This window comes from Ferrimonas sp. YFM (assembly GCF_030296015.1).
Taxonomy (GTDB): domain Bacteria; phylum Pseudomonadota; class Gammaproteobacteria; order Enterobacterales; family Shewanellaceae; genus Ferrimonas.
Genome location: NZ_AP027368.1, coordinates 805876 through 824884 on the forward strand (window position 1 = coordinate 805876; position 19009 = coordinate 824884).

The window sequence follows — 19009 nt, forward strand, 5'->3', positions numbered from 1 at the left end:
ATGAAGCACAATCCCGGATTTGAACAACTGGTGGACTCACTCCGCCCCCAAGTCAATGAAATCTCAATCGATACCCTGCTGAACTGGCAGGGGGACAGCACCCCCCACCACCTGGTGGATTGCCGTGAGCAGGATGAGTGGCAAAAAGATCGTCTCCCCGGTGCCGCCTACCTGGGCCGTGGTGTGATGGAACGGGATGTGGAAAGCCTCTACCCCAACAAAGAGAGCGTGCTGGTGATCTACTGCGGCGGTGGCTACCGCTCGGTGCTGGCGGCGCACAACCTGGTGCAGATGGGCTACACCCAGGTGCACTCTCTTATCGGCGGTCGCCGTGAATGGATGGCCCGCAGCCTGCCCATGGAAGCCTGATGCGTTACTTTCCCCTGTTTTTCGACACCCAGGATCGCCAGCTGCTGATCGTTGGCGGTGGCGAGGTGGCGGCCCGCAAGCTGTCGCTGTGGCGCCGCAGCGAGATGGCCATCACCCTGGTCTCCCCGGTCCTCAATGATGAACTGAGTGCCCGCCAGGAGGAGTTTACCTGGCTGGCTCAGGGCTTCAGCGATGAGCTGGTGAGGGGAAAGCACGGGGTGATTGCCGCCACCGACGATGAGGCCCTGAACCGGCGGGTAGCCGCCCTGGCCCGCCAGGCAGGCGCCTGGGTCAACGTGGTGGACGATCCCGAGTCCTGCACGGTGATCACCCCGGCCATTGTCGATCGCAGCCCTATGGTGGTGGCCATCGGCAGTGAAGGGGCGGCCCCCGTGCTGGTCAAGGAGCTGCGGCGCCGCATCGAGTCTTTGCTGCCGGAGTCTCTCGGTGCTCTGGCGCGCTTTATGGGGCAGGCCCGCTACCTCATTCCCCTCAAGGAGCGTCGCTCTGTCTGGGAGCGATTCCTGGGCAGCAATGGCCTGGAGTGGGATGAGCACAACAGCGAAGGGCGGTTTCAAGCAGCCCTGGAGGGCGAAGAGCAGCCAGGTTGGGTGCTGTTGGTGCCCTCGGATCTGGATGCGGAGCTGCTTCCGCTTAAGGCGGTTCGGCTGATGCAGGAGTGTGACGCCCTGTGGCATCAGGGGACTCTGCCTCAGGCCCTGGACGAACTGTGTCGCCGGGATGCGTCTCGCCTTACTGTGGGTGAGCAACTGCCCCAGGTTCGGGGCAAGGTGATGCTGGTGCTGGACAGCGAAGCCGAGCAGCGACTCACCGCCCAGTTGCACGGGGTTCAACTTATCCGCGTTGAGCCGGGCAGGGTGGCCGATTAGAACAGATCGTTGCCGGTGACCACCATCAGGGCGAAGATCCACACGGTGAAGGCCATGCACAGGTGCACCAGGCCATAGATCAGGGCATCGGAGCGTTTCATCACCCGGTCATCCACCAGCAGATAGAGGTGGAGCAGGGCAATCAACCCCATGGCGATGTTCAGCGGCCACTGGAAGGCATGGTTGCCTTCGGGGATCACCAGCCTCACCAGGATGGCAAACACCACCATCATCAGGGTTAATATCGGCGCCAAGCCGATTCGGTAACTGTCCGGATACCACTGCAGCACGTTATCTCCTTATCTGTGTGCCGATCACTTCCTGGCGATCAGTTGCGCCGTGAAGCGGTGCGGCTGGCTGTGCTCCTTTTCAACGTAATGCAGAGTGGTCAGGGATGCAAAGTGTTGTTGCAGCTCGCCGGGCGTTAACAGGAAATCCGGGTTGCTGGGTTTGCCGATGCTGGCCTGCTGCTCCAGGAAGGTTTCGTACACCAGCAAGCCCCCTGGCATCAATGCCTGCTCTATGGCGCTCATCAGAGGGCGGTGCAGATAATTGAATACCAGGATGGCGGCAAACTGCCGCTCCCCCAAAGGAGAGGGGCCCGGCTGTTCCAAGTCCTGTTGCCAGGTGACCAGATTCAATCGCTCCTCAGCCGCCGTCCGTTGTAACTGGGTCAGGGCATCGGCATTGCGGTCGCAGCACCACAGGGGCAGGTTTTGTCTGGCCAGATGGAGGGCATTGCGGCCACGGCCACAGGCCAGGTCCAGTATGGGGCCCTGGGGAAGGGTGTCGAACAGGGGCAGGTTGTCGGTGATCAGCGATGCCGGGGTCTGGGTACAGGGCATGGGGCTCTCCTTGTCGAATCGCCCCTGATTATACCCACAAAGGGGGCAGCCTGAAGCTTAGCCTTTGATCTCCTTGGGGCCGTCGATGCGCTTGCGGTGCACCACAGAGTAGTGACGCAGCCCGGCGGGGCCGTGGGAGGTGACCACAGAGATCAAGGCCACCAGGCAGAACAGCGGTACCTTGAATTGGGGGAAGGGGTAACACAGGGCCACCAGGACCACCTTGACCAGGGTCAGCACCCCCTTCATCTGAATCAGCCACAGCGGGGAGCGAATGATCTCCCAGGCCATCAGGATAAGGCCGGTGCTCATGGCCAGAATCCACCAGGGCAGCCACAATGCCTTCTCCACCTCATAGAAGAAGCCGCCGCTGGCGCCGATGATCCCCAGCACATGCAGGGCGCGCAGGCTGGACTTACCCAGTCGCTGAATCCAGAACTGTTTCTCGGGAATGTGGGCGTGTTTCTTGGCCATGGGGGGATCCGCTGGAAAAATTTGCCCAAGGGTATCACAGTGCCCCAGAAACAGTGGACAGCCTTATCTCAAACACCCCCCGATGGCGTGATCCTCCGCACGTCGACGACAAATTCCTTAAACCATCGGAAACTGAATGAGATTTTTTTCTGTCCTATGGTTTACAGTTGAAATGAATCCGGGTAGGGAATCCGGCAGTATGGCGACGAAGAGGAGTGGAACATGATGAAGCGACTGATTCTGGGTGCACTGGTGATGAGCAGCGGCGTGTCCGCCATGCCCGGTATGGGCAATGGCATGCCCCAGAATAACCCGGGAGCCAACCCCCATGGCGCCATGCCACTGGAGACCGCCGAACTGACCGGTGTCCTGACCAGCCAGCAACTGATTTTTGAGATGATCCCCATGGGCCGAGAGTACCTGGCCTACCAGGTGGATCAGAGCGCCATGGCCCCCCTGAAGGCGGTCTCTGAACCTGTGGAGATCCTGGCGGTACTGGGCACCTGGGAGCCCAACAGCCAGAAGCTGGTGCCGCGGATGATGAAGATTCTCAAGCTGGCGGAGAACGACAAGATCACCGCCCAGTATGTTGGCGTGGACAAGAAAGGCAGTGCCGGCGACAGCACCTTGCTGGAGGGAGTGCAGGTACTGGCCTTCCCCACCTTCATCGTTCGGCAGGGTGGCAAAGAGATCGGGCGCATCGAAGGGGCCCCCAAGGGCGGGCTGGAGCAGGCCCTGGTCGATATCCTCAAGTAATCTCTTCGAAGCCGCCGCCAGGCGGCTTTTTCATGGCCCAGTCTTAGGCGTCAGCCTTGTGAAACAGCCTCAGGGTCAGGGGCCAGTGTATCCCCCGCTGCCGGTCGGGCTCCCCCCAGGCATGGGCCAGTGCCTGCCAGATGGGGGCCAGCGTCGCCTCTTCATGGTGGCGCAGATAGCTCTGCAGCGCTGACCAGGTGCGCAGGTAGCCGATAAACTGAGCCAGGTTCCAGTGGTGACTCAGTGTGGTCAGCTTAGGGGTCTGAGGCCGAAGCGGCAGTCGGAGTCCTGTATAGCCCTGTTCCACCCAGCGTCTCTCCGGGGTCCAGAACGAACCGAGTACCTCCTCGTAAAGGTGGTGCACCACCTTGTCTACGTCATTGCCGACGCTGCAGTTGCCGTAGCTCCACACCGCCAATATCCCTTGGGGTTTTAGTACCCGGGTGACTTCGGGACCCAGAGAGTCCAGATTCAGCCAATGGAGTGCCTGGGCGATGGTGATCAGATCCACCGTGTTGTCCCCCAAGGGCAGGGATTCCCCCAGGGCCATCAGGTAGCTCAGGTTGGGGGCCTGGCAGCTGTGGCTCAGTTGGTGACGACTGAGATCCGCTCCCAGGACGCGGTCGAAGTGGCGCGACAGACCGCTGGCGGACTGGCCCGAACCTGTGGCCAGGTCCAGGGCCAGGGCGCGGGAGGGAGCCAGTTCGGCCAGCTGATGGAACAGCGCCCCAGGGTAATGAGGGCGGTAGCTGGCGTACTCCTTACTGTGTCCGGAGAACAGGTCCTTGGGGACCGATGGGTTTTTCATAAATATTCGTAATTAAAAATATTACCAAAGATAATTTTTACATCTGGGTGTGGCGACTAAACTCCTTGCATCTGAAGAATATTGGTGGAGTTCAGTGATGCAGCTACAGCTTGAGAATAAGCGGGTTTTGGTAACAGGTTCAACCGCAGGCATTGGCCGTGCCATTGCCGAAGCCTATCTGGCCGAGGGGGCAGAGGTGATTATCCATGGCCGGGATCAGCAAAGATGCGATCAACTGGCGGTGGAGATCGCCGACAAGATGTCCGCCGTAGGCCGGGTGTTTGCCGTCGCCGGTGATCTCTCCGACGCCGAGCAGACCCAGGCGCTGCTGGCCCAGTGCGAGCAGCTCGGTGGCATCGATATCCTGGTGAACAACACCGGCATCTTCGAGGTGAAGGCGTTTGAAGCGATCACTGATGAGGAGTGGCTGCACTACTTCAATGTAAATGTGATGAGCGCCGTCCGTCTCTCCCGTGCCTTGCTGCCAGCTATGCAGGCGCGCGGTTATGGCCGCATCATCAATATCTCATCCGAGTGCGGCATCAAACCCCTGGGGCAGATGGTGCACTACTCGGTGACCAAGACCGCCCTGATAGCCCTGTCCCGCGGCTTGGCGGAATTGACCAAGGGCCAGGATGTCACGGTGAACTCGGTACTGCCCGGACCCACCTGGACCGAGGGGGTGGAGAACTACTTCGGCACTCTGTCCGAGTCAGAGGGCAAGCCGGTTCAGGAGCTGACCGACAACTACTTCAGTGAGCATGAGCCCACCAGTCTGCTGCAGCGTTTCGTTCAGGTGGAGGAGGTGGCCAAGGCGACCGTGTTCCTGTCCAGCAACAGAGCCATGAATGGCCAGGCATTGAGGGTTGAGGGCGGCATCATCCGCGCGCTCTGACACGCAGAAAGGACAGAAATAAGGCGGCCATTGGCCGCCTTATTTGTTAGCTGTTGCGCATCATATTGCGCTGAGCACTGCGCTGCTGGCGCATCTGGGCATCCCACTGCTCATAGAGCCCGAGGATCTGGCCGGCGATCGCCTGATAGCCCTCCTGCAGGGGGGGCTCATACTCCTTGGCAGCGTAGTGGCGAGCCAGCAGGCACACCAGGTGCTCTGTCTGGCTTAAAGGGCCCTGATCCAGACTCTTAATTACCATCAACCGAAAGCCGATGCTCAGCATCTGCAGCAGTGAGCCCTCGTCCAGTTCCTGTTCCCTCAACAGGGCCGGGTCTTCCGCCAACACCAGGTTGGTGAGCAGGTTGACCACCTGATCCAGGGAGGTGGCGCCGTGAAACAGGTTGTGCACCAGGGGATCGGACGCGATGTGGGATTGCAGATCCTGAGCCAGGTCGGCCACTTCCCAGCGGCGACGGCTGAAACTGCGAATGTCGGACATGATCTCTAAACCTTTGTCAGCATCTCTGTTGCGCCTAAGTGTACCTGTGCCTGCCGGGATTGTCTCACCCCATCCCCAGCCCTAAACCCTGGAGTGGAGCAATGACTCAATAACGGCTGACAAGGAGTGTTCTCTGCCGTAGTATTGGGTGAAAAGTGAGCGCTTAGGGATAAGGCTATGAAACGAGTGGTGTTTAACCAGAAAGGTGGTGTGGGCAAGTCCAGCATCAGTGTCAATCTGGCCGCGGTCAGTGCCGCTATGGGGTATAAAACTCTGCTGGTGGACCTGGATGTTCAGGGCAACGCCAGCCACTACCTTGGAGTGGATGAAGCCAGCCTGCCGGCAGGCAAGACGGTGGCCGATCTGCTCAAGCAGACCGTGGGCTGGTTCGGCTCTCTGCCGGACCCGGACCAATACGTGCACAGAACCGAGTTTGACAACCTCAGTCTGCTGCCCGCCAGCCCCGTCCTAGCCAGTCTGGAGCGGGAGCTGGAGATGCGCTACAAGATCTACAAACTCAGGGACGCCCTCAAGGCCCTGGAGAAGCAGTTCGATCGCATCTATATCGATACCCCGCCCAACTTCAACTTCTACTCCAAATCGGCCCTGATTGCCGCAGACCGGGTGGTGATTCCCTTCGATTGCGACGGCTTTTCCGCCCAGGCCATACACAGGCTGATGGACAACCTGCTGGAGCTCAAGAGCGACCACAACGGCAAGCTGATGGCAGAAGGGGTGGTGGTCAATCAGTTCAACGCCCAGGCCCGCCTGCCCCAGCAGTTGGTGACGGAGCTGGAGGAGCAGGATGTGGTGCCCCTGTTTGGCACCCGGCTCTCCTCGTCGGTGAAGATGAAGGAGTCCCATCAGGCCCAGACGCCCCTGATTCATCTGGCACCTGGGCATAAGCTCACCGGCCAGTTTGTGGAGCTGTTCCACGAGCTGGAGCCGGATTTCGCCCGCGCCTGACCCAAGCCATGGGGCCGCTCCCTGTGGAGCGGCCTACCGATTCGGCGAAAACCTCCGGCGGCGTTAACATAGCGACCCATACGCATCCGACTATATCCTTTCAGAATCATCCGCTTATAGAGCAAATGCTCCCCTTTACCCTTTTACGGCATTGTTAATAAACGGGATCGGGATCACCCCTGTTTTCGGGATAATTGCAGTTTAAATGACTCTTTAGAATCTACTGATATACGGTGCTTTTTTAGGGTGGGGGTCGAAGTGTGATCCCTGTCTCGCAGAATATTATGCTGCCTCCGGCTTTTCTGGTTTTTCCTGCAACAAAAGCGACTTAAAAAATACAAAAATAACTGGCAATGATAATGAAAATGGCTATCATTTGCGCCAGAGCCAAGTCCAATAGGGCTTGAATCACAACAAAAAATTTCTGGAGCGATGATGTCCTTTAAGTTGAAACCCATTGTAGCCGGTGTGGCTCTGGCCCTGACCGCCACCTCCTCCTTCGCCGCTGACTCCGTACAGGAACAGCTGAAAGCCCAACAGGAGCTGATCAAGCAGCAGCAAGCTGCCATCGAGCAACTGAGCCGTCAGGTCAAAGAGAACCAGGAAGCGGTAGAAGCGGCCGTGGAAGCGGTAGAGACCGATTCCGGCAGCAGCGCCATGGACAAGGTTACCATTGGTGGCTACGGCGAACTGCACTACAACAACCTGACCGGTGAGGGCGGTGCCAGCGACAAGAAGGCCATCGACTTCCACCGCTTCGTGCTGATGTTCGGTTACGAGTTTGCCGACAACATCCGCTTCTTCTCCGAAGTGGAGCTGGAGCACTCCCTGTCTGGCGACGGTAAGCCAGGTGAAGTGGAGCTGGAGCAGGCCTACATCGATTGGGATTTCTCCGACAACTGGACCTCCCGTTCCGGTCTGTTCCTGCTGCCCGTTGGCCTGCTGAACGAGACCCATGAGCCCGATACCTTCTACGGTGTTGAGCGTAACAACGTAGAGAAGTACATCCTGCCTACCACCTGGTGGGAAGCCGGTACCGGTGTGATTGGTCGTCTGGATAACGGTGTCACCGTTCAGGGCTTCGTTCACAGCGGCCTGGAAACCAGCGCCGATTCCGGCTACTCCATCCGTTCCGGTCGTCAGAAAGTGGCCAAGGCCAACGCTGAAGATCTGGCGGCCACCATCGCCGTGTCCTACGCCGGTGTTCCCGGTCTGACCATCGGCGGTAGCTTCCAGTACCAGGGTGACATCACCCAGTCCGCCGACGCGGATGCCGGCAGCGCCTACCTGCTTGAAGGTCACTTCGACTGGCAGTACGACGCCTTCGCCCTGCGTGGCCTGTACGCCATGTGGACCCTGGATGGCAACGGCCCTGAGTCCATCGGTGCCGATGAGCAGACCGGTTGGTACCTGGAGCCCAGCTACAAGGTGACCGAGAAGTTGGGTGTGTTTGCCCGCTACAGCACCTGGGACAACCAGGCTGGTGACAGCGCCGACAGCGCCAAGGCCCAGACCGACATCGGTATCAACTACTGGCTGCACCCCCGCGTTGTGTTCAAGGCTGACTACCAGATGCAGGACAACGACAACGGCAAGGATCAAGACGGTTTCAACCTGGGCGTAGGTTACTCTTTCTAAGATGCTGAAACAGTTAAAAGGGGGCCTAGGCCCCCTGTTTGCTATCCTGGCCCTGGTACTGACTTTCGGCGCCAAAGGAGCCACCGAATACATGACTCAGGAGGCCTTCCTGGCTCAGGCGTTCAGTGGTGGCCAGCCTCAGCAGGGGACGGTCTGGCTCAAGGGGGAACTCAAGAGTCAGCTCAAGACCCTGATGGGCGAAGGCTATCCCAAGCTCAGGGTGCGTTACTGGGAACAACAGGGGCGCACCGCCTGGGTGTTGGAGTCCGTCGGTAAGGATCAGCCCATTACCTTTGGCTATGTGGTGGAGAATGGCACCATCATTCAGGCCAGGGTGCTGATGTTCCGTGAACACCGGGGCTGGGAAATTCACCGGGACGCCTTTACCCGCCAGTATCAGGGGGTGTCGCTGGACGGCAATGCCCTGTCAGAGATCATCGACGGCATCAGTGGAGCAACACTGTCGGTGCACGCCATGAATCGAACCGCTAAAATGGCTCTTTTCCTGGCAGACCATGTGAATCGATGAAAACCCGAACCCTCACCCGATGGCACAGCAAAATAGGCATCCTGGTGTGCGCCTGGATCCTGCTGCTGGCCTGCACCGGCCTGGTGCTGCAACACGGCCACCGTTTGGGGCTGGATAAACCCTTGTTGACCGGTGCCTTCTGGTACTCCCTGGCAGACCTGCCGCAGCCCAGCGTGTCTGGCGCCAAGGCGCAGGGACTGTATCAGGTGGACAATCGCCTGCTGTCCCGTCATGGCCATCTGGCGATGCTGGACGGCAAGGTACAGGGTTTGGTGGTGGGTGAGGAGTCACTGCTGGTCAGTGATCTTGGGCAGCTGTGGCTGCTCACCTCAGAGGGTGAGCTGGTGGACAGCGTGCCCCTGGAGGGTTTTGTCCTGGCGGGCACCTCGGCTGCGGGCTTGCCCCTGCTCAAGGGAGAGGAAGGCCGCTACTGGCAACTGGACTGGTGGCTGGAGTCTGAGCCTGAACCGACCGATGCCAGGCTGGCGCAAAAGCCGGTGCCCTTTGTCGAAACCAGCCTGCCTGGTGAGATAGAGGACAGCCACAGCGGCGTCAGTGTCGAGAGGCTGATTCTGGCCCTGCACAGCGGCCGCATCTTTGGTCCCCTGGGGGAATGGCTGATGAGCGCCGTGGCCCTGATGGCCATCGGCATCGCCTGCACCGGGTTTGTGATCTGGGGGCGGCGTCGCTAGCCGTAACCAATTCTCATGAAAAGAGGACGCCTTGGCGTCCTCTTTTTTTGGCTCTGAAGTCGGGCGCTAGGCCTGCTCAGGGGTAAACAGCCGCTCCTCCAGACTCAGGCCCAGGGCCAGGCGTCGATAGGGGATGCGGGCGGCCTTGAGGGCGGTAAGCAGCTCCAGGTCGAAGTCCGGGTGGGCGGTCAGGTCGTAGCGCACCAGGTACTCGTCCCTGTCCCGCTTGGTGACCTGACGTACTCCGGCAATCTGGGTGAGTACGGACTGCTGGTCTTCGGTGCCCGGTGCCAGGGTCAGGGTAAGCGCTCCCTCCTGACCGGCATCGTCCACCGCCACCTGGTTGCTGAGCCTGCCGTGATCGATGTGCAGCACGGTGTCGCACATCTTCTGCAGCTCCTCCAGGTTGTGGGAGCTGATGATGAAGCGGCATTGGCCTCGCAGCCGATTTACCAGTTCACGCACCGCCCTGGCGTTGGCGGGATCCAGGCCGGCGGTGGGCTCATCCAGCAGCACCAGTTCCGGCTGGCCGATGAGCGCCTGGGCGATGGTGACCCGCTTGCGCATGCCGTGACTCAGGGACTGGGGCAGGCTGTTGAAGGTCTCCGACAGCTGCACCAGCTCCAGCACCCGCCGCGCTTCCTCTTTGGGCTTGGTGATTCCCTGCAGGGCGGCGTAGTGGGACAGCTGGATGCCGACGCTGAATCCCGGGTCCAGTTGGGCATCCTGGGGCAGGGCACCGATGCGTCCCAGCAGGGCATTGCTGCCTGGGTCCTCCCCCAGTACCTTGATCTCTCCCTGGCTGGGTCTCAGGTAGCCACAGATGAGGGACATCAGGGTGGTCTTGCCGGCGCCGTTGGGGCCCACCAGGGCGATGCTGCCGTTGGCGGCCAGGGTCAGGTCGACCCCGTCCAGGGCGGTCTTGCTGCCATAGGTCTTGGTCAGCCCCCGGGCTTCAATCATCAGGCTCATAGGGCGCTCCTTAGCAGAGTTATACGGGCCAGGGCGAGCATCACCAGGGTCTGGGCCAGGGGCAGCCAGCTGGTGGTGAGAGCGTCGGCCGGGGTCATCACCATCAGGTCCTTGATCTGGCCACCGGGGATCAGCAGCAACAGCTGCTCGAAGGGTTGCCAGGCCATGGAGAGCAGGCCGATGGCCAGGGGCGTCATCAGCCAGAACAGGGTGGCCAGCACCACCGCCTGGCGGCCGGACTTGGCCAGCAGGGAGAGCAGGGCCATGGTGGCGGTAAAGGGCAGCACCACCAGCAACAGGTTGAGGGTGACCAGGGCGCTCTGTCCCAGCACCGGCATCAAGGGGGCGCCCTTGTACAGGGCCAGTCCCAGGGTGCCCGCCAGGGAAGCAAGAATCATCAGCAGCTGAATCGCCAGCATCCCCAGGAAGCGCCCCAGCAGCAGGCTGTCGCGGCTGACCCTCAGGGTCAGAAACCTCAGGGTGCCACGCTGAAGGTCTGAGGCCATCTGGTCCGCCGCCAGGCCTATGGTGGCCATGGGGTAGAGCACCAGGGCTGCTACCCAGAACACCGCCAGCTCAGGGCTGGACCACAGATAGAGGGTGCTCAGGCCATCGGGGGAGAGGGACAGGAAAAACTCCCTCAGGTCGTCCCTGCGCATCAGATCGGCCGCACTCAAGATGGGGTAGCGCAGCAGCAGGCCCCACACCAGGGCAAAGGCCAGCAGCCATAGGGCGCCGCGGCGGGTGGCAAACAGCCGCCTCAGCTCGAAGACGGCGGTGAGCCGCAAATGGGTCAGGGACACAGGGTTCCTCCGTAGTTACTGTCGACCGTCTTGAGCACGGCGCTTCTTGAATTCAGACTCTTCCAGCCACTTGGGCCAGTCGCCATTGTTGGCCAGCCGGGCGGCGATGATCGCCATCAGGGAGAGATCCTGCTGCATCCCCTCCAGGGTCCAGTCCGGGTTATAGTCGTCCGCCGGCTTGTGGTATCTGTGGGGAATGTAGTCGGGGTCATTGTCGCCCAGGCTCATGAACAGCAGGCCGGGCACCCCCACCTTAGCCATGGCGAAGTGGTCGCTGCGATACAGCAGTCCCGCCTGGGGACGGGGATCCGGTTTGACCTTGCGCCCCTGGCTGGCGGCGGCCTCCTGCAGGTAACCCTCCAGCTCCGACACCCCATCGCCGTAACGCAGGATGTAGTCCAGGGCGTTATCCACGTTCATGCCGTCGATGTTGAGGAAGGCGACAATCTGGCCGTTTGGCACCGTGGGATGGGCGGCGAAATGGCTGGCACCAATCAGTCCGGTCTCCTCGGCGGTAAAGCTGCTGAACAGTATGCTGCGCTTGAAGGGGCTTTGGCGGTTCTGCTCGCTCAGTACCCGGGCCAGCTCGATGACCCCGGCCACCCCGGTGGCGTTGTCGATGGCGCCGTTGTAGATGTGGCCGTCACTCTCATTGGTGCCCAGGTGATCCCAGTGGGCGTGGATCATCACCACCTCTTCCGGGGTCTCGCTGCCGGGGAGCAGCCCCAGCACATTGTGAGACTCGGCCATGCGGGTGCTGTTGTCGAATTTGAGGTTGGCCTTGCCGGGCAGGGGCACCGCCTTGAATCCGGGTTTGGCGGCGGCATCGGAGAGGGCCGCCATATCCAGTTTGGCCTGTTTGAACAGCTTCTGGGCGGCGCTCTGGTGCAGCCAGCCCATGACCGGCAGTTCTCCGGCGTTGTTGTTGTCATCCACCAGGGTGTACTTGCTGCCGGTGTTGGAGTTCTCCACCACGCCCCAGGCGTAGCCGGCGGCGTCGGTCTGGTGGATGATCAGGGCGGCGGCGGCGCCCTGGCGGGCCGCTTCCTCATATTTGTAGGTCCAGCGGCCATAGTAGGTCATGGCATTGCCCTTGAAGTGGGCGGGATCCTGGATGGCAAAGCCGGGATCGTTCACCAGCATCACCACGGTCTTGCCCTTGACGTCCAGGCCGGCGTAGTCATTCCAGCCATATTCTGGGGCGTTGATGCCATAGCCAACAAACACCATGGGGGAGTCTTTCAACTCGATGCGTGGGGTGATCTGCTGGGTGCGGGCGGTGAATTCACTGCCGTTGGTCAGGGTGAGGTCGCCCAGGGTCAGGGTCATCCCCTGATCGGCGGTGACCTTGGCCAGAGGCACAGGTTGCAGGAAGCTGTCACCATTGCCGGGCTTGAGCCCCAGCTTGGCAAACTCCTTGGCGATGTAATCGATGCTCAGGGCCTCTCCCTGGGTCAGGGGACCGCGGCCACCGTACTGGTCTGAGGCCAGGGTTTTGATGTGGGTACGCAGCTGCTGTTTATCAAACTCCGGGTCCGCAGCCGTTGCAGCGGTGCTGATGCCCAGGGTCAGCGCCAGGGCCGCCCAGGACTTTGTGGGGAACGCAAACATCCTGTGTCCTTCTTTTATGTTGATTTCTTTATTTGTTTTAATCGGTCAACACTAACACAGGGTGGGGGATAAGGCACAGAGGGGAGGGCGGGCGCCCTCCCCGAAGGGTTACTCGGCTGCCAGGCCGTCCAGTCCGATGACACCTATGCCGATGCCGGGAGTGGCGAGTCCGGTGACGTTGTCAGGATCGTCCACGGCGATGGCGGTGTAGCGCATGCCCGCTTCGAAGGTGAGCTCTGCCGGGCCGACCGCGATGGTGGCGGCATCACCGGCCGGGGTGATCATCAGGTTGTAGGTGCCCGGAGGGATACCGAGGATGCCGGATTCCGCCAGGTAGGGCACATCAGACAGCTTGATGTCTCCCTCGTCCGGGGTGGTGTCGGCGCTCAGGTAGATGTCGACGTTACCGGCGGACTGACTGCCATGCTGGACACGCAGCCTGGATTCGGTGGCGATGCTGCGTAGATCCTCTTCCAGGGCCCACAGGGTCGGGGCGCCCATGGCGTCGATGACGGCAGTGGCGCTGTAGGCGCGACCGGGCATCAGAGTCAGGGCGGGAATGTCGATCACCACGTCCGTGGTGGCATTGAGAGCCACCTGGATTTGGTAATCACCTGAAGGCAGGTCCAGGTAGCCCTGAGCCGGGGTGGTGTTGGTAAAGGTCAGGTTGTACAGGGGGGACCCCATCTCCGGGGCCGAACCATTGACCCAGATGTCCACGCCACCGACGGCGCTGATGCCGTGGGTCGCACGCAGGCCGCTGCCCAAGTTGGCGTCCTGAATGATCGCCGCATCATTGCCGTTTTCATCGGCGGCATTGTCGGCCACGAGAAGATTGACCGGGGCTGCGCCACTCTGGGTGTTGGCCACTGCGGCGATGAAGAGATCCGCCGGATCGGTCAGGGGCAGGGCGCCGCTGTCGTACGCCACGATGGACGCATCATCGGGGTCAGTCAGGCGGACGCGGTAGGTGCCGGTATCCACCATTACCGGCGTTTCGGTGAACTCGCCGAAGTTGAGTTCGGTCAGCTCGGTGGCGGCGCTGAGTTCGTCATCCGGTCCGGTGACGTGTACGCCAACATTGCCGACCGCCGGTGCGGCGTGGGCCACCTGCAGTCTCAGCATGGTGGGGTCGTCGGTGAGCAGATTCCGAGGGACAACCACTGGGGCAAATGGGGTGGGGCCGCTGCCTGCCAGCAGGCTGGCCACCAGGCCGGTGGCGGTGATGTTGTATTCGATGTCCGGATCTAGGGTCAGGGTCGCATCGAAGACGGTGGCCGCAGTGCCGTCCGCCAGAATGCCCTCAACCTGGATTCGGTGACTGCCTGAGGGCAGGGCCAACAGGGTGGAGGCTTGTTGATAATCCACCTCGGACAACACGGTGGCTTCGTCCACCAGGACATTGACCTTGGGCGCGTCCGGTGAGGCGTGGATGACGCGCACATAACTCATGGTCAGCTCTGGCGGCGGGACAACCACGGGATCGTCATCGTCATCATCACAACCGGTCAGAATGAGGGCCGAGGCGGCCAGAATTGCGGATAGGGGTAAGAGTTTCATCGTGGTGCTCCATCAGGAATAAGCCTGGAAAACTACGGAGCACAGTGGCGGGGCGATCACAGAATTGTTTGATTTTTGATCACTCTTTTTGAAAGGAGATGAAGACTTCGGCCACGGTGATGCCGAACTTGTTGATCTTGGCCCGATTGAGCAGGTGCCGGTCATCCACCAGTACCATCAGGTCGTCGAAACTGACCTGCCATTCACCGTCTTCGGTGACCAGAATCATCTCGTACTGCCATCTGAGCAGGGGGCCATGACGCTCTCCCGAGGCGGTGCCCAGGATGTCGTCCGCTTCTCCGGTGTAGCTGTCGGGACCGGTCCGGCGGATGCGCCACTGCCGGAACTGAGTTTCGCCGTCGTCGTAGAGGAAGTATTCGTCCAGTACCCCCTCGCCGTCCTGCCAACGGCCGACCAGATCCACGGTGAATCGCCGAACCACTTCACCACTGAAACTGGTCACCATGCCCTGGGCCTTGACCTTGCCGTCGAAGAACCTCTCCAGTTCCAGAGCCGGTTGCTGGGTCTTCATGGCGCTGTAGTCGGCGCTGCACCCAACCAGCAGGGTCAGCAGCAGGGCAAACAGAGTCCGCATCTTATTCTCCTTTGGCAATGAGCCTGTTCGTCAATCTTGGGTAGGCGCTCTGCTCAGACAACCAGATGGCCAGAAACTGGCTGTTGCCCTTGGAAGGGGGCAGGGCGCAGCGCAGTTCGCCGTTGAACTCGATCTCTGCCCGGTTGTTCGGCGCCAGTGTGAAACTCAGGTTGTCACCGTCACTGACGTCGGGGAAACAGCTGGCCACCTGCTCAAGCCAAGCCTGGCTATCCGGGTCCTGGTAGTCCAGTCGCTGCCACTGCTCTTTGGTGGCTTTCACCAGATCCGCCGAGTCTATGCTGCGGTGGTAGGTGAGGCTCAGGGTCAGGGGCGGGCTGATGCCGGTGAACTGCCCTTGAGGGGCATAAAGCCGTGCGGTGTAGATGTCCCAAAACAGCACCCGAAGCTTGCTCTCTCCGACGAGAGGCAGGGTGGCGGCGGCGGGGCCGCACAGCATCAGGCTGGTGATGCAAACAGCAAGGGCCTTCATGATTTGGTTCCAAGATGGTTGATAAGCAGCATGACCCCGCCCCACCAGAGGATGAAGCCGAGCCACAGGAGGGCTGAGTCGTATTGCAAGCTGGCTGCGCCGAGTTGGGCGGCGGCCAGATAGCTCAGGGGGCCAGTAATGGCGCCCAGGAGAAACAGAGCGTAAGAGGGCAGGGTCACGCAACTGACCAGCGTCAGCAGATATCGTGCACACGCCAGCCACAACAGCATCAGCCACAGGGGCACGGTGAATGGGCCGGGCAAACTGTCATGGGGCAGGAACAGACCAGACTGTATCCACATGGCATCGACGGCGCTGCCCAGCATCGCCAGCACGCCGGCGATGAGCCACAGCCGCCCCGGCCAGGGAGAGGCCAGAGACCAGAGAATGAGCGCCGCGATCTGCATCGGCACATGGGGCGACAAAATGGAAGCAAACCAGAACAGCTGAAACACCGCACTGTCCAGCAGCAGCTGTTTGGTTTGTGGCGTCAACTTCGGCCGGGTAAAAGGGATGCCTGTCATGGTGAGTTCCTCCAAGAGTCTCAACATACGTGCGGGGCGGGTGTTGAGATCACCGGGTGAACTGTTGGCAGCGCTTGTGCGTAACAAAGGTCATTGTGCCAACCCAAGTGACGGAATGATGCGACTACCCCTTTTCCCCTTGAATGCCCACGTGTTTCCCGAAGGGCGTCTCGCCCTGAGGATCTTCGAGGCCAGATACCTTCGCATGGTGCGCGAGCGAGCGGGTCACGAGCCCTGCTTTGCCATGGGCATGCTGGAAAAAACCGCCGACGGCAGCAGCCGGGTACTCGGTGTGGTGACACTGGTGAAGATGGTGGACTTTGATCAACTGGACGATGGCTTGCTGGGCATTACCGTAGAAGGGGTGTCCCTGGCCCGGGTAGATGAAACGGAAAGTGATGAGGATGGCTTGCGCTGGGCAAAGTGCATCCCCTTTGACCTGTGGCCCGAGGAGGCCCCTGGCGAAGACCCACGGATTCAGCAGGCGCTGGCGAGACTCTTTAGTGAGTATCCTGAGATTGGCGGGCTCTATTCCCAGCCCGGACTCGACTCCCTGACCTGGAGTCTGCAGCGCTGGCTGGAGCTGTTGCCCATCGAGGCCTCCGCCAAGGCGACCCTGCTCACTCAGCCCTCCTCCGCCATGGCGGTCAGCCTAATCCATTCTATTCTTGATAAAAGTGATCCATAGTAGTGGAGTCGCCGTATCCAAGACTCTATGCCGATCTGGGGCGCATGATGCGCCCCTCGCCGAGCCGCTACGGGGACCACCTATGAGAGTTGCATCGACGTCAACGAAAAAGAGGGATTCCAAGACATCCATGACAGTGTCTGCCTCCCAGGATGATCTGAACCAGCGCTTGGCTCAGGCCATGACACGTGTGGCCAACAACAGAGACAAGCAAGCCTATGCGGAACTGTTTCGGCACTTCGCCAGCCGTGTGCACGCCTTCTGCTTCACTCGCCTGGGCGACGATCAGACCGCCCGCGAAGTGACCCAGGATACTCTGCTGGCGGTGTGGCAGAAGGCGGCCAGTTTCGATTTGGATAAGGGCAATGTCTCGACCTGGATCTACACCATCGCCCGCAACCGCTGCTTTGACCTGGGCCGGCAGAAGATGTCGCGCCCCACTTTGGTGAGCGCCGACGAGCTGTATCTGGAGCCCACTCCCGTCGAAGACGGCTGTGATCTCCAGGTGCAGGGTGAGGCGGAGAAACGGCGGCTGAATGAGCTGATCGCCCGCCTCCCTGAAAACCAGCGGCAGGTGGTGTCTCTGGTGTATCTCAAGGAGATGAGCCATCAGGCGGTGGCCGAACACCTGGACCTCCCTGTCGGGACAGTGAAAAGCCGGCTGAGACTGGCCATGGAGAAACTTTCGATGCGTTTAACCAAGGGGGCACTGGGCTATGAGTGACCGTCATCATCCAACCGCTAAGGAACTCGAACAGTTTGCCTCTGGTGAGCTGGACGATGTGCTCGCCATCATGGTGTCTGTGCACCTGGGTCAATGTCACCGCTGCCGGGATCGGGTTGAACTGATGCAGCAGCAGCAGGCCGAGCAGCTCTCTGCGCTGATTCCGCCTTCTGAATTTGGCGACGATGAGCTGGCCAGGATGCTGAACAGGCTGGAGGATGCTCCGTCGGAGGCCCCTGCGGCGCCAAAGCCAACCGAGATGGAGTTTCAGGGACGAAGTATTGCCCTGCCGCCTGCCCTGGCTGGCCTGGTGGATCGTGCCGGTCCCTGGAGCCGGGTGGTGAACCGGCTTTGGAGTGCCCCCATTCAGGACCATCAGCGAGATTATCAGCTGAACTTCATCTACATGGAGCCTGGGGGAAGCATCGCCGCGCACACTCACAAGGGTAAGGAGTGGACCCTGGTCCTCGATGGCACCTTCAGTGACGATTCCGGGGATTATGGCCCGGGCGATCTGGTGCACTGCTCGGAGTCCAATGAACACAGCCCCAGGTCTGAGAAGGGGTGTCTGTGCCTGGCGGTGATCGATGCGCCTTTGCACTTTACCTCTGGTCTGGCACGGGCACTGAACCCCTTCAGTCAGCTGTTTTTTAAGACCGGCGGCTGATCTCAAGCCAAACAAAACTGAATACAGTCTGAATAACTGATCGATTTCAGCACACTGGTGGAACCGCTCTGAGCCCTGATAACTCTGAAGAATCAGGAGGAGGAGCGGTTTTTGTGATCTGGTCGATCTTGAAAACCCCCTTCGTCACCCAGAGAGTAGGAGCAGGGCCGCTCATCAGAGCGGTCCGGTTTCTGGAAAAGGAGACTGAATGGGCAAGTTTTTAAAAACGGCGCTGATGTTGTTCATGGTGGGGCAGGCCCCGGTCCAGGCAGCCACTCAGCTATCCCTTGATACATCTCTAGACAAGCTCCCCGGACTGGAGCGCACCAACAAGGCAGAAAAGGGCCTGCCGGGTCTGATGGCCATCGAAAGCCAGGATACTGCATCGGCGATTCAGCCGACCTCAGACTTCGAAAACCTTTATCTTCGCGCGCAGCATGCTCAGAATGAGTTGGCCATGCTGACCCACCGCGTGGCCTATCTATCCTCCACCCAAGCCGACGTCCCCGCCGTAAAAGGCCGTGAGCGCGCGTTGGCAAAGCTGGAGGGCAAACTGGATGGCGATGTAACACTGCTGACGGATCTGGCCCGCACCACCCTGGTGGCGGATGATGTGGAGGGCCTGCTCCGGGCCTACCATGAGCTGGATCGCCAGGGAGAGGTGGTCAGAGTGAAAAACCGGTTTCTCACCCCCAAAGCCAACGGCTACCGGGACCTGAACCTGCTGGTTCGGTTGCCTGAAAGCCTGATGGTGGCGGAGGTGCAGATCCACCTGCGTCCCTTCGCCGAGATTAAGAACGGCCCGGAACACGATCTGTATCAGCAGATCCAGGAGCTGGAGCGCCAGGCACTGGTGCAACAGCGTTCTCTGAGTGAGTTTGAACTGGCCAGGGTAGAGAGATTGCGTCAGCAATCGACCATGCTGTATCAGCAGGCCTGGGAGGCGATCTCAACCCCCGGCAGGGTCAGGTACGGTTAACCACCAAGGGCGGAGTCTTCTCCGCCCTTTTTTTG

The 19009-nt window shown here is 60.5% G+C and carries 24 protein-coding genes; 12 read left to right on the forward strand and 12 right to left on the reverse strand.

Annotated features, from left to right (window positions below; all coding sequences use genetic code 11):
• Positions 1-369 carry a rhodanese-like domain-containing protein gene (locus QUE41_RS03825; RefSeq protein WP_286341612.1) on the forward strand — a complete coding sequence of 123 codons (369 nt, stop codon included), beginning with the start codon at positions 1-3 and terminating at the stop codon, positions 367-369.
• Positions 369-1259 (forward strand): precorrin-2 dehydrogenase/sirohydrochlorin ferrochelatase family protein, encoded by an 891-nt coding sequence (locus QUE41_RS03830; RefSeq protein ID WP_286341613.1) that lies wholly within the window; start codon positions 369-371, stop codon positions 1257-1259. The genes QUE41_RS03825 and QUE41_RS03830 overlap by 1 nt, the downstream gene beginning before the upstream one ends.
• Here QUE41_RS03830 and QUE41_RS03835 read toward each other — a convergent pair.
• The 3 genes from QUE41_RS03835 to QUE41_RS03845 are packed head-to-tail and all read right to left on the reverse strand — an operon-like array spanning position 1256 to position 2578.
• Entirely contained in the window at positions 1256-1549 is a 294-nt protein-coding gene (locus QUE41_RS03835; protein ID WP_286341614.1) for a hypothetical protein, read from the reverse strand. The genes QUE41_RS03830 and QUE41_RS03835 overlap by 4 nt on opposite strands.
• A 24-nt stretch (positions 1550-1573) precedes the next feature.
• On the reverse strand, positions 1574-2104 hold the full coding sequence (locus QUE41_RS03840; protein WP_286341615.1) for a class I SAM-dependent methyltransferase: 531 nt from the start codon (positions 2102-2104) through the stop codon (positions 1574-1576).
• A gap of 57 nt (positions 2105-2161) precedes the next feature.
• Positions 2162-2578 (reverse strand): hypothetical protein, encoded by a 417-nt coding sequence (locus tag QUE41_RS03845; RefSeq protein ID WP_028108734.1) that lies wholly within the window; start codon positions 2576-2578, stop codon positions 2162-2164.
• Positions 2579-2800: 222 nt separating this feature from the next.
• Here QUE41_RS03845 and QUE41_RS03850 point away from each other — a divergent pair, with 222 nt between their 5' ends.
• Entirely contained in the window at positions 2801-3334 is a 534-nt protein-coding gene (locus tag QUE41_RS03850; RefSeq protein WP_286341616.1) for a thioredoxin family protein, read from the forward strand.
• Positions 3335-3377: 43 nt separating this feature from the next.
• On the opposite strand, the gene QUE41_RS03855 is transcribed toward QUE41_RS03850, so the two are convergent.
• Complete coding sequence (locus QUE41_RS03855; RefSeq protein ID WP_286341617.1) at positions 3378-4142, reverse strand: class I SAM-dependent methyltransferase; 765 nt, start codon at positions 4140-4142, stop codon at positions 3378-3380.
• A 97-nt stretch (positions 4143-4239) separates the two neighbouring features.
• On the opposite strand from QUE41_RS03855, the gene QUE41_RS03860 reads away from it, so the two are divergent.
• Positions 4240-5037 (forward strand): SDR family NAD(P)-dependent oxidoreductase, encoded by a 798-nt coding sequence (locus QUE41_RS03860; RefSeq protein WP_286341618.1) that lies wholly within the window; start codon positions 4240-4242, stop codon positions 5035-5037.
• A 46-nt stretch (positions 5038-5083) separates the two neighbouring features.
• Here the strand turns inward: QUE41_RS03860 and QUE41_RS03865 are convergent, their stop codons facing one another.
• Entirely contained in the window at positions 5084-5536 is a 453-nt protein-coding gene (locus QUE41_RS03865) for a hypothetical protein (protein WP_286341619.1), read from the reverse strand.
• 177 nt (positions 5537-5713) lie between these two features.
• Between QUE41_RS03865 and QUE41_RS03870 the strand changes: the two genes are divergently transcribed.
• From QUE41_RS03870 to QUE41_RS03885, 4 genes are all read left to right on the forward strand, one after another.
• On the forward strand, positions 5714-6502 hold the full coding sequence (locus QUE41_RS03870) for a ParA family protein (protein ID WP_286341620.1): 789 nt from the start codon (positions 5714-5716) through the stop codon (positions 6500-6502).
• A 435-nt stretch (positions 6503-6937) separates the two neighbouring features.
• The gene (locus QUE41_RS03875) at positions 6938-8140 is read left to right on the forward strand and encodes a porin (RefSeq protein WP_286341621.1); all 1203 of its coding nucleotides are present in this window, start codon (positions 6938-6940) and stop codon (positions 8138-8140) included.
• A gap of 1 nt (position 8141) precedes the next feature.
• Positions 8142-8669 (forward strand): FMN-binding protein, encoded by a 528-nt coding sequence (locus QUE41_RS03880; protein WP_286341622.1) that lies wholly within the window; start codon positions 8142-8144, stop codon positions 8667-8669.
• Entirely contained in the window at positions 8666-9361 is a 696-nt protein-coding gene (locus QUE41_RS03885; RefSeq protein ID WP_286341623.1) for a PepSY-associated TM helix domain-containing protein, read from the forward strand. The genes QUE41_RS03880 and QUE41_RS03885 overlap by 4 nt, the downstream gene beginning before the upstream one ends.
• A 66-nt stretch (positions 9362-9427) precedes the next feature.
• On the opposite strand, the gene QUE41_RS03890 is transcribed toward QUE41_RS03885, so the two are convergent.
• The 7 genes from QUE41_RS03890 to QUE41_RS03920 form a co-directional block, all read right to left on the reverse strand.
• Positions 9428-10333, reverse strand: a complete 906-nt coding sequence (locus QUE41_RS03890) for an ABC transporter ATP-binding protein (protein WP_286341624.1) — start codon at positions 10331-10333, stop codon at positions 9428-9430.
• Positions 10330-11136 (reverse strand): ABC transporter permease, encoded by an 807-nt coding sequence (locus QUE41_RS03895; RefSeq protein WP_286341625.1) that lies wholly within the window; start codon positions 11134-11136, stop codon positions 10330-10332. The genes QUE41_RS03890 and QUE41_RS03895 overlap by 4 nt, the downstream gene beginning before the upstream one ends.
• Positions 11137-11151: 15 nt before the next feature.
• Positions 11152-12747 carry a M28 family metallopeptidase gene (locus tag QUE41_RS03900; protein WP_286341626.1) on the reverse strand — a complete coding sequence of 532 codons (1596 nt, stop codon included), beginning with the start codon at positions 12745-12747 and terminating at the stop codon, positions 11152-11154.
• A 108-nt stretch (positions 12748-12855) separates the two neighbouring features.
• Complete coding sequence (locus tag QUE41_RS03905; RefSeq protein WP_286341627.1) at positions 12856-14307, reverse strand: DUF4397 domain-containing protein; 1452 nt, start codon at positions 14305-14307, stop codon at positions 12856-12858.
• A gap of 79 nt (positions 14308-14386) precedes the next feature.
• A complete protein-coding gene (locus QUE41_RS03910) occupies positions 14387-14902 on the reverse strand; it encodes a DUF3833 domain-containing protein (protein ID WP_286341628.1) in 516 nt (171 codons plus the stop codon).
• A 1-nt stretch (position 14903) separates the two neighbouring features.
• Positions 14904-15392, reverse strand: coding sequence for a chalcone isomerase family protein (locus QUE41_RS03915; RefSeq protein ID WP_286341629.1), 489 nt, complete (start codon positions 15390-15392; stop codon positions 14904-14906).
• Positions 15389-15916 (reverse strand): DUF2878 domain-containing protein, encoded by a 528-nt coding sequence (locus QUE41_RS03920; RefSeq protein ID WP_286341630.1) that lies wholly within the window; start codon positions 15914-15916, stop codon positions 15389-15391. The genes QUE41_RS03915 and QUE41_RS03920 overlap by 4 nt, the downstream gene beginning before the upstream one ends.
• 118 nt (positions 15917-16034) lie before the next feature.
• Between QUE41_RS03920 and QUE41_RS03925 the strand changes: the two genes are divergently transcribed.
• The 4 genes from QUE41_RS03925 to QUE41_RS03940 all read left to right on the forward strand — a co-directional run bounded on the left by QUE41_RS03925 (position 16035) and on the right by QUE41_RS03940 (position 18974).
• A complete protein-coding gene (locus QUE41_RS03925) occupies positions 16035-16604 on the forward strand; it encodes an LON peptidase substrate-binding domain-containing protein (protein ID WP_286341631.1) in 570 nt (189 codons plus the stop codon).
• A gap of 130 nt (positions 16605-16734) precedes the next feature.
• The gene (locus QUE41_RS03930) at positions 16735-17328 is read left to right on the forward strand and encodes a sigma-70 family RNA polymerase sigma factor (protein ID WP_286341632.1); all 594 of its coding nucleotides are present in this window, start codon (positions 16735-16737) and stop codon (positions 17326-17328) included.
• Positions 17321-17995 carry a ChrR family anti-sigma-E factor gene (locus QUE41_RS03935; RefSeq protein ID WP_286341633.1) on the forward strand — a complete coding sequence of 225 codons (675 nt, stop codon included), beginning with the start codon at positions 17321-17323 and terminating at the stop codon, positions 17993-17995. Before QUE41_RS03930 ends, QUE41_RS03935 begins: the two co-directional genes overlap by 8 nt.
• 208 nt (positions 17996-18203) lie before the next feature.
• Positions 18204-18974, forward strand: a complete 771-nt coding sequence (locus QUE41_RS03940; protein ID WP_286341634.1) for a nucleotidyltransferase family protein — start codon at positions 18204-18206, stop codon at positions 18972-18974.
• Positions 18975-19009: the final 35 nt, after the last annotated feature.

Bases quoted from the DNA above. Each gene is read 5' to 3' on its own strand.
- QUE41_RS03825 (WP_286341612.1), top strand. From the start codon at position 1: ATGAAGCACAATCCCGGATTTGAACAACTGGTGGACTCACTCCGCCCC.
- QUE41_RS03830 (WP_286341613.1), top strand. From the start codon at position 369: ATGCGTTACTTTCCCCTGTTTTTCGACACCCAGGATCGCCAGCTGCTG.
- QUE41_RS03840 (WP_286341615.1), bottom strand. From the start codon at position 2,104: ATGCCCTGTACCCAGACCCCGGCATCGCTGATCACCGACAACCTGCCC.
- QUE41_RS03845 (WP_028108734.1), bottom strand. From the start codon at position 2,578: ATGGCCAAGAAACACGCCCACATTCCCGAGAAACAGTTCTGGATTCAG.
- QUE41_RS03850 (WP_286341616.1), top strand. From the start codon at position 2,801: ATGATGAAGCGACTGATTCTGGGTGCACTGGTGATGAGCAGCGGCGTG.
- QUE41_RS03855 (WP_286341617.1), bottom strand. From the start codon at position 4,142: ATGAAAAACCCATCGGTCCCCAAGGACCTGTTCTCCGGACACAGTAAG.
- QUE41_RS03860 (WP_286341618.1), top strand. From the start codon at position 4,240: ATGCAGCTACAGCTTGAGAATAAGCGGGTTTTGGTAACAGGTTCAACC.
- QUE41_RS03865 (WP_286341619.1), bottom strand. From the start codon at position 5,536: ATGTCCGACATTCGCAGTTTCAGCCGTCGCCGCTGGGAAGTGGCCGAC.
- QUE41_RS03870 (WP_286341620.1), top strand. From the start codon at position 5,714: ATGAAACGAGTGGTGTTTAACCAGAAAGGTGGTGTGGGCAAGTCCAGC.
- QUE41_RS03875 (WP_286341621.1), top strand. From the start codon at position 6,938: ATGTCCTTTAAGTTGAAACCCATTGTAGCCGGTGTGGCTCTGGCCCTG.
- QUE41_RS03880 (WP_286341622.1), top strand. From the start codon at position 8,142: ATGCTGAAACAGTTAAAAGGGGGCCTAGGCCCCCTGTTTGCTATCCTG.
- QUE41_RS03885 (WP_286341623.1), top strand. From the start codon at position 8,666: ATGAAAACCCGAACCCTCACCCGATGGCACAGCAAAATAGGCATCCTG.
- QUE41_RS03890 (WP_286341624.1), bottom strand. From the start codon at position 10,333: ATGAGCCTGATGATTGAAGCCCGGGGGCTGACCAAGACCTATGGCAGC.
- QUE41_RS03900 (WP_286341626.1), bottom strand. From the start codon at position 12,747: ATGTTTGCGTTCCCCACAAAGTCCTGGGCGGCCCTGGCGCTGACCCTG.
- QUE41_RS03905 (WP_286341627.1), bottom strand. From the start codon at position 14,307: ATGAAACTCTTACCCCTATCCGCAATTCTGGCCGCCTCGGCCCTCATT.
- QUE41_RS03910 (WP_286341628.1), bottom strand. From the start codon at position 14,902: ATGCGGACTCTGTTTGCCCTGCTGCTGACCCTGCTGGTTGGGTGCAGC.
- QUE41_RS03915 (WP_286341629.1), bottom strand. From the start codon at position 15,392: ATGAAGGCCCTTGCTGTTTGCATCACCAGCCTGATGCTGTGCGGCCCC.
- QUE41_RS03920 (WP_286341630.1), bottom strand. From the start codon at position 15,916: ATGACAGGCATCCCTTTTACCCGGCCGAAGTTGACGCCACAAACCAAA.
- QUE41_RS03925 (WP_286341631.1), top strand. From the start codon at position 16,035: ATGCGACTACCCCTTTTCCCCTTGAATGCCCACGTGTTTCCCGAAGGG.
- QUE41_RS03930 (WP_286341632.1), top strand. From the start codon at position 16,735: ATGACAGTGTCTGCCTCCCAGGATGATCTGAACCAGCGCTTGGCTCAG.
- QUE41_RS03935 (WP_286341633.1), top strand. From the start codon at position 17,321: ATGAGTGACCGTCATCATCCAACCGCTAAGGAACTCGAACAGTTTGCC.
- QUE41_RS03940 (WP_286341634.1), top strand. From the start codon at position 18,204: ATGGGCAAGTTTTTAAAAACGGCGCTGATGTTGTTCATGGTGGGGCAG.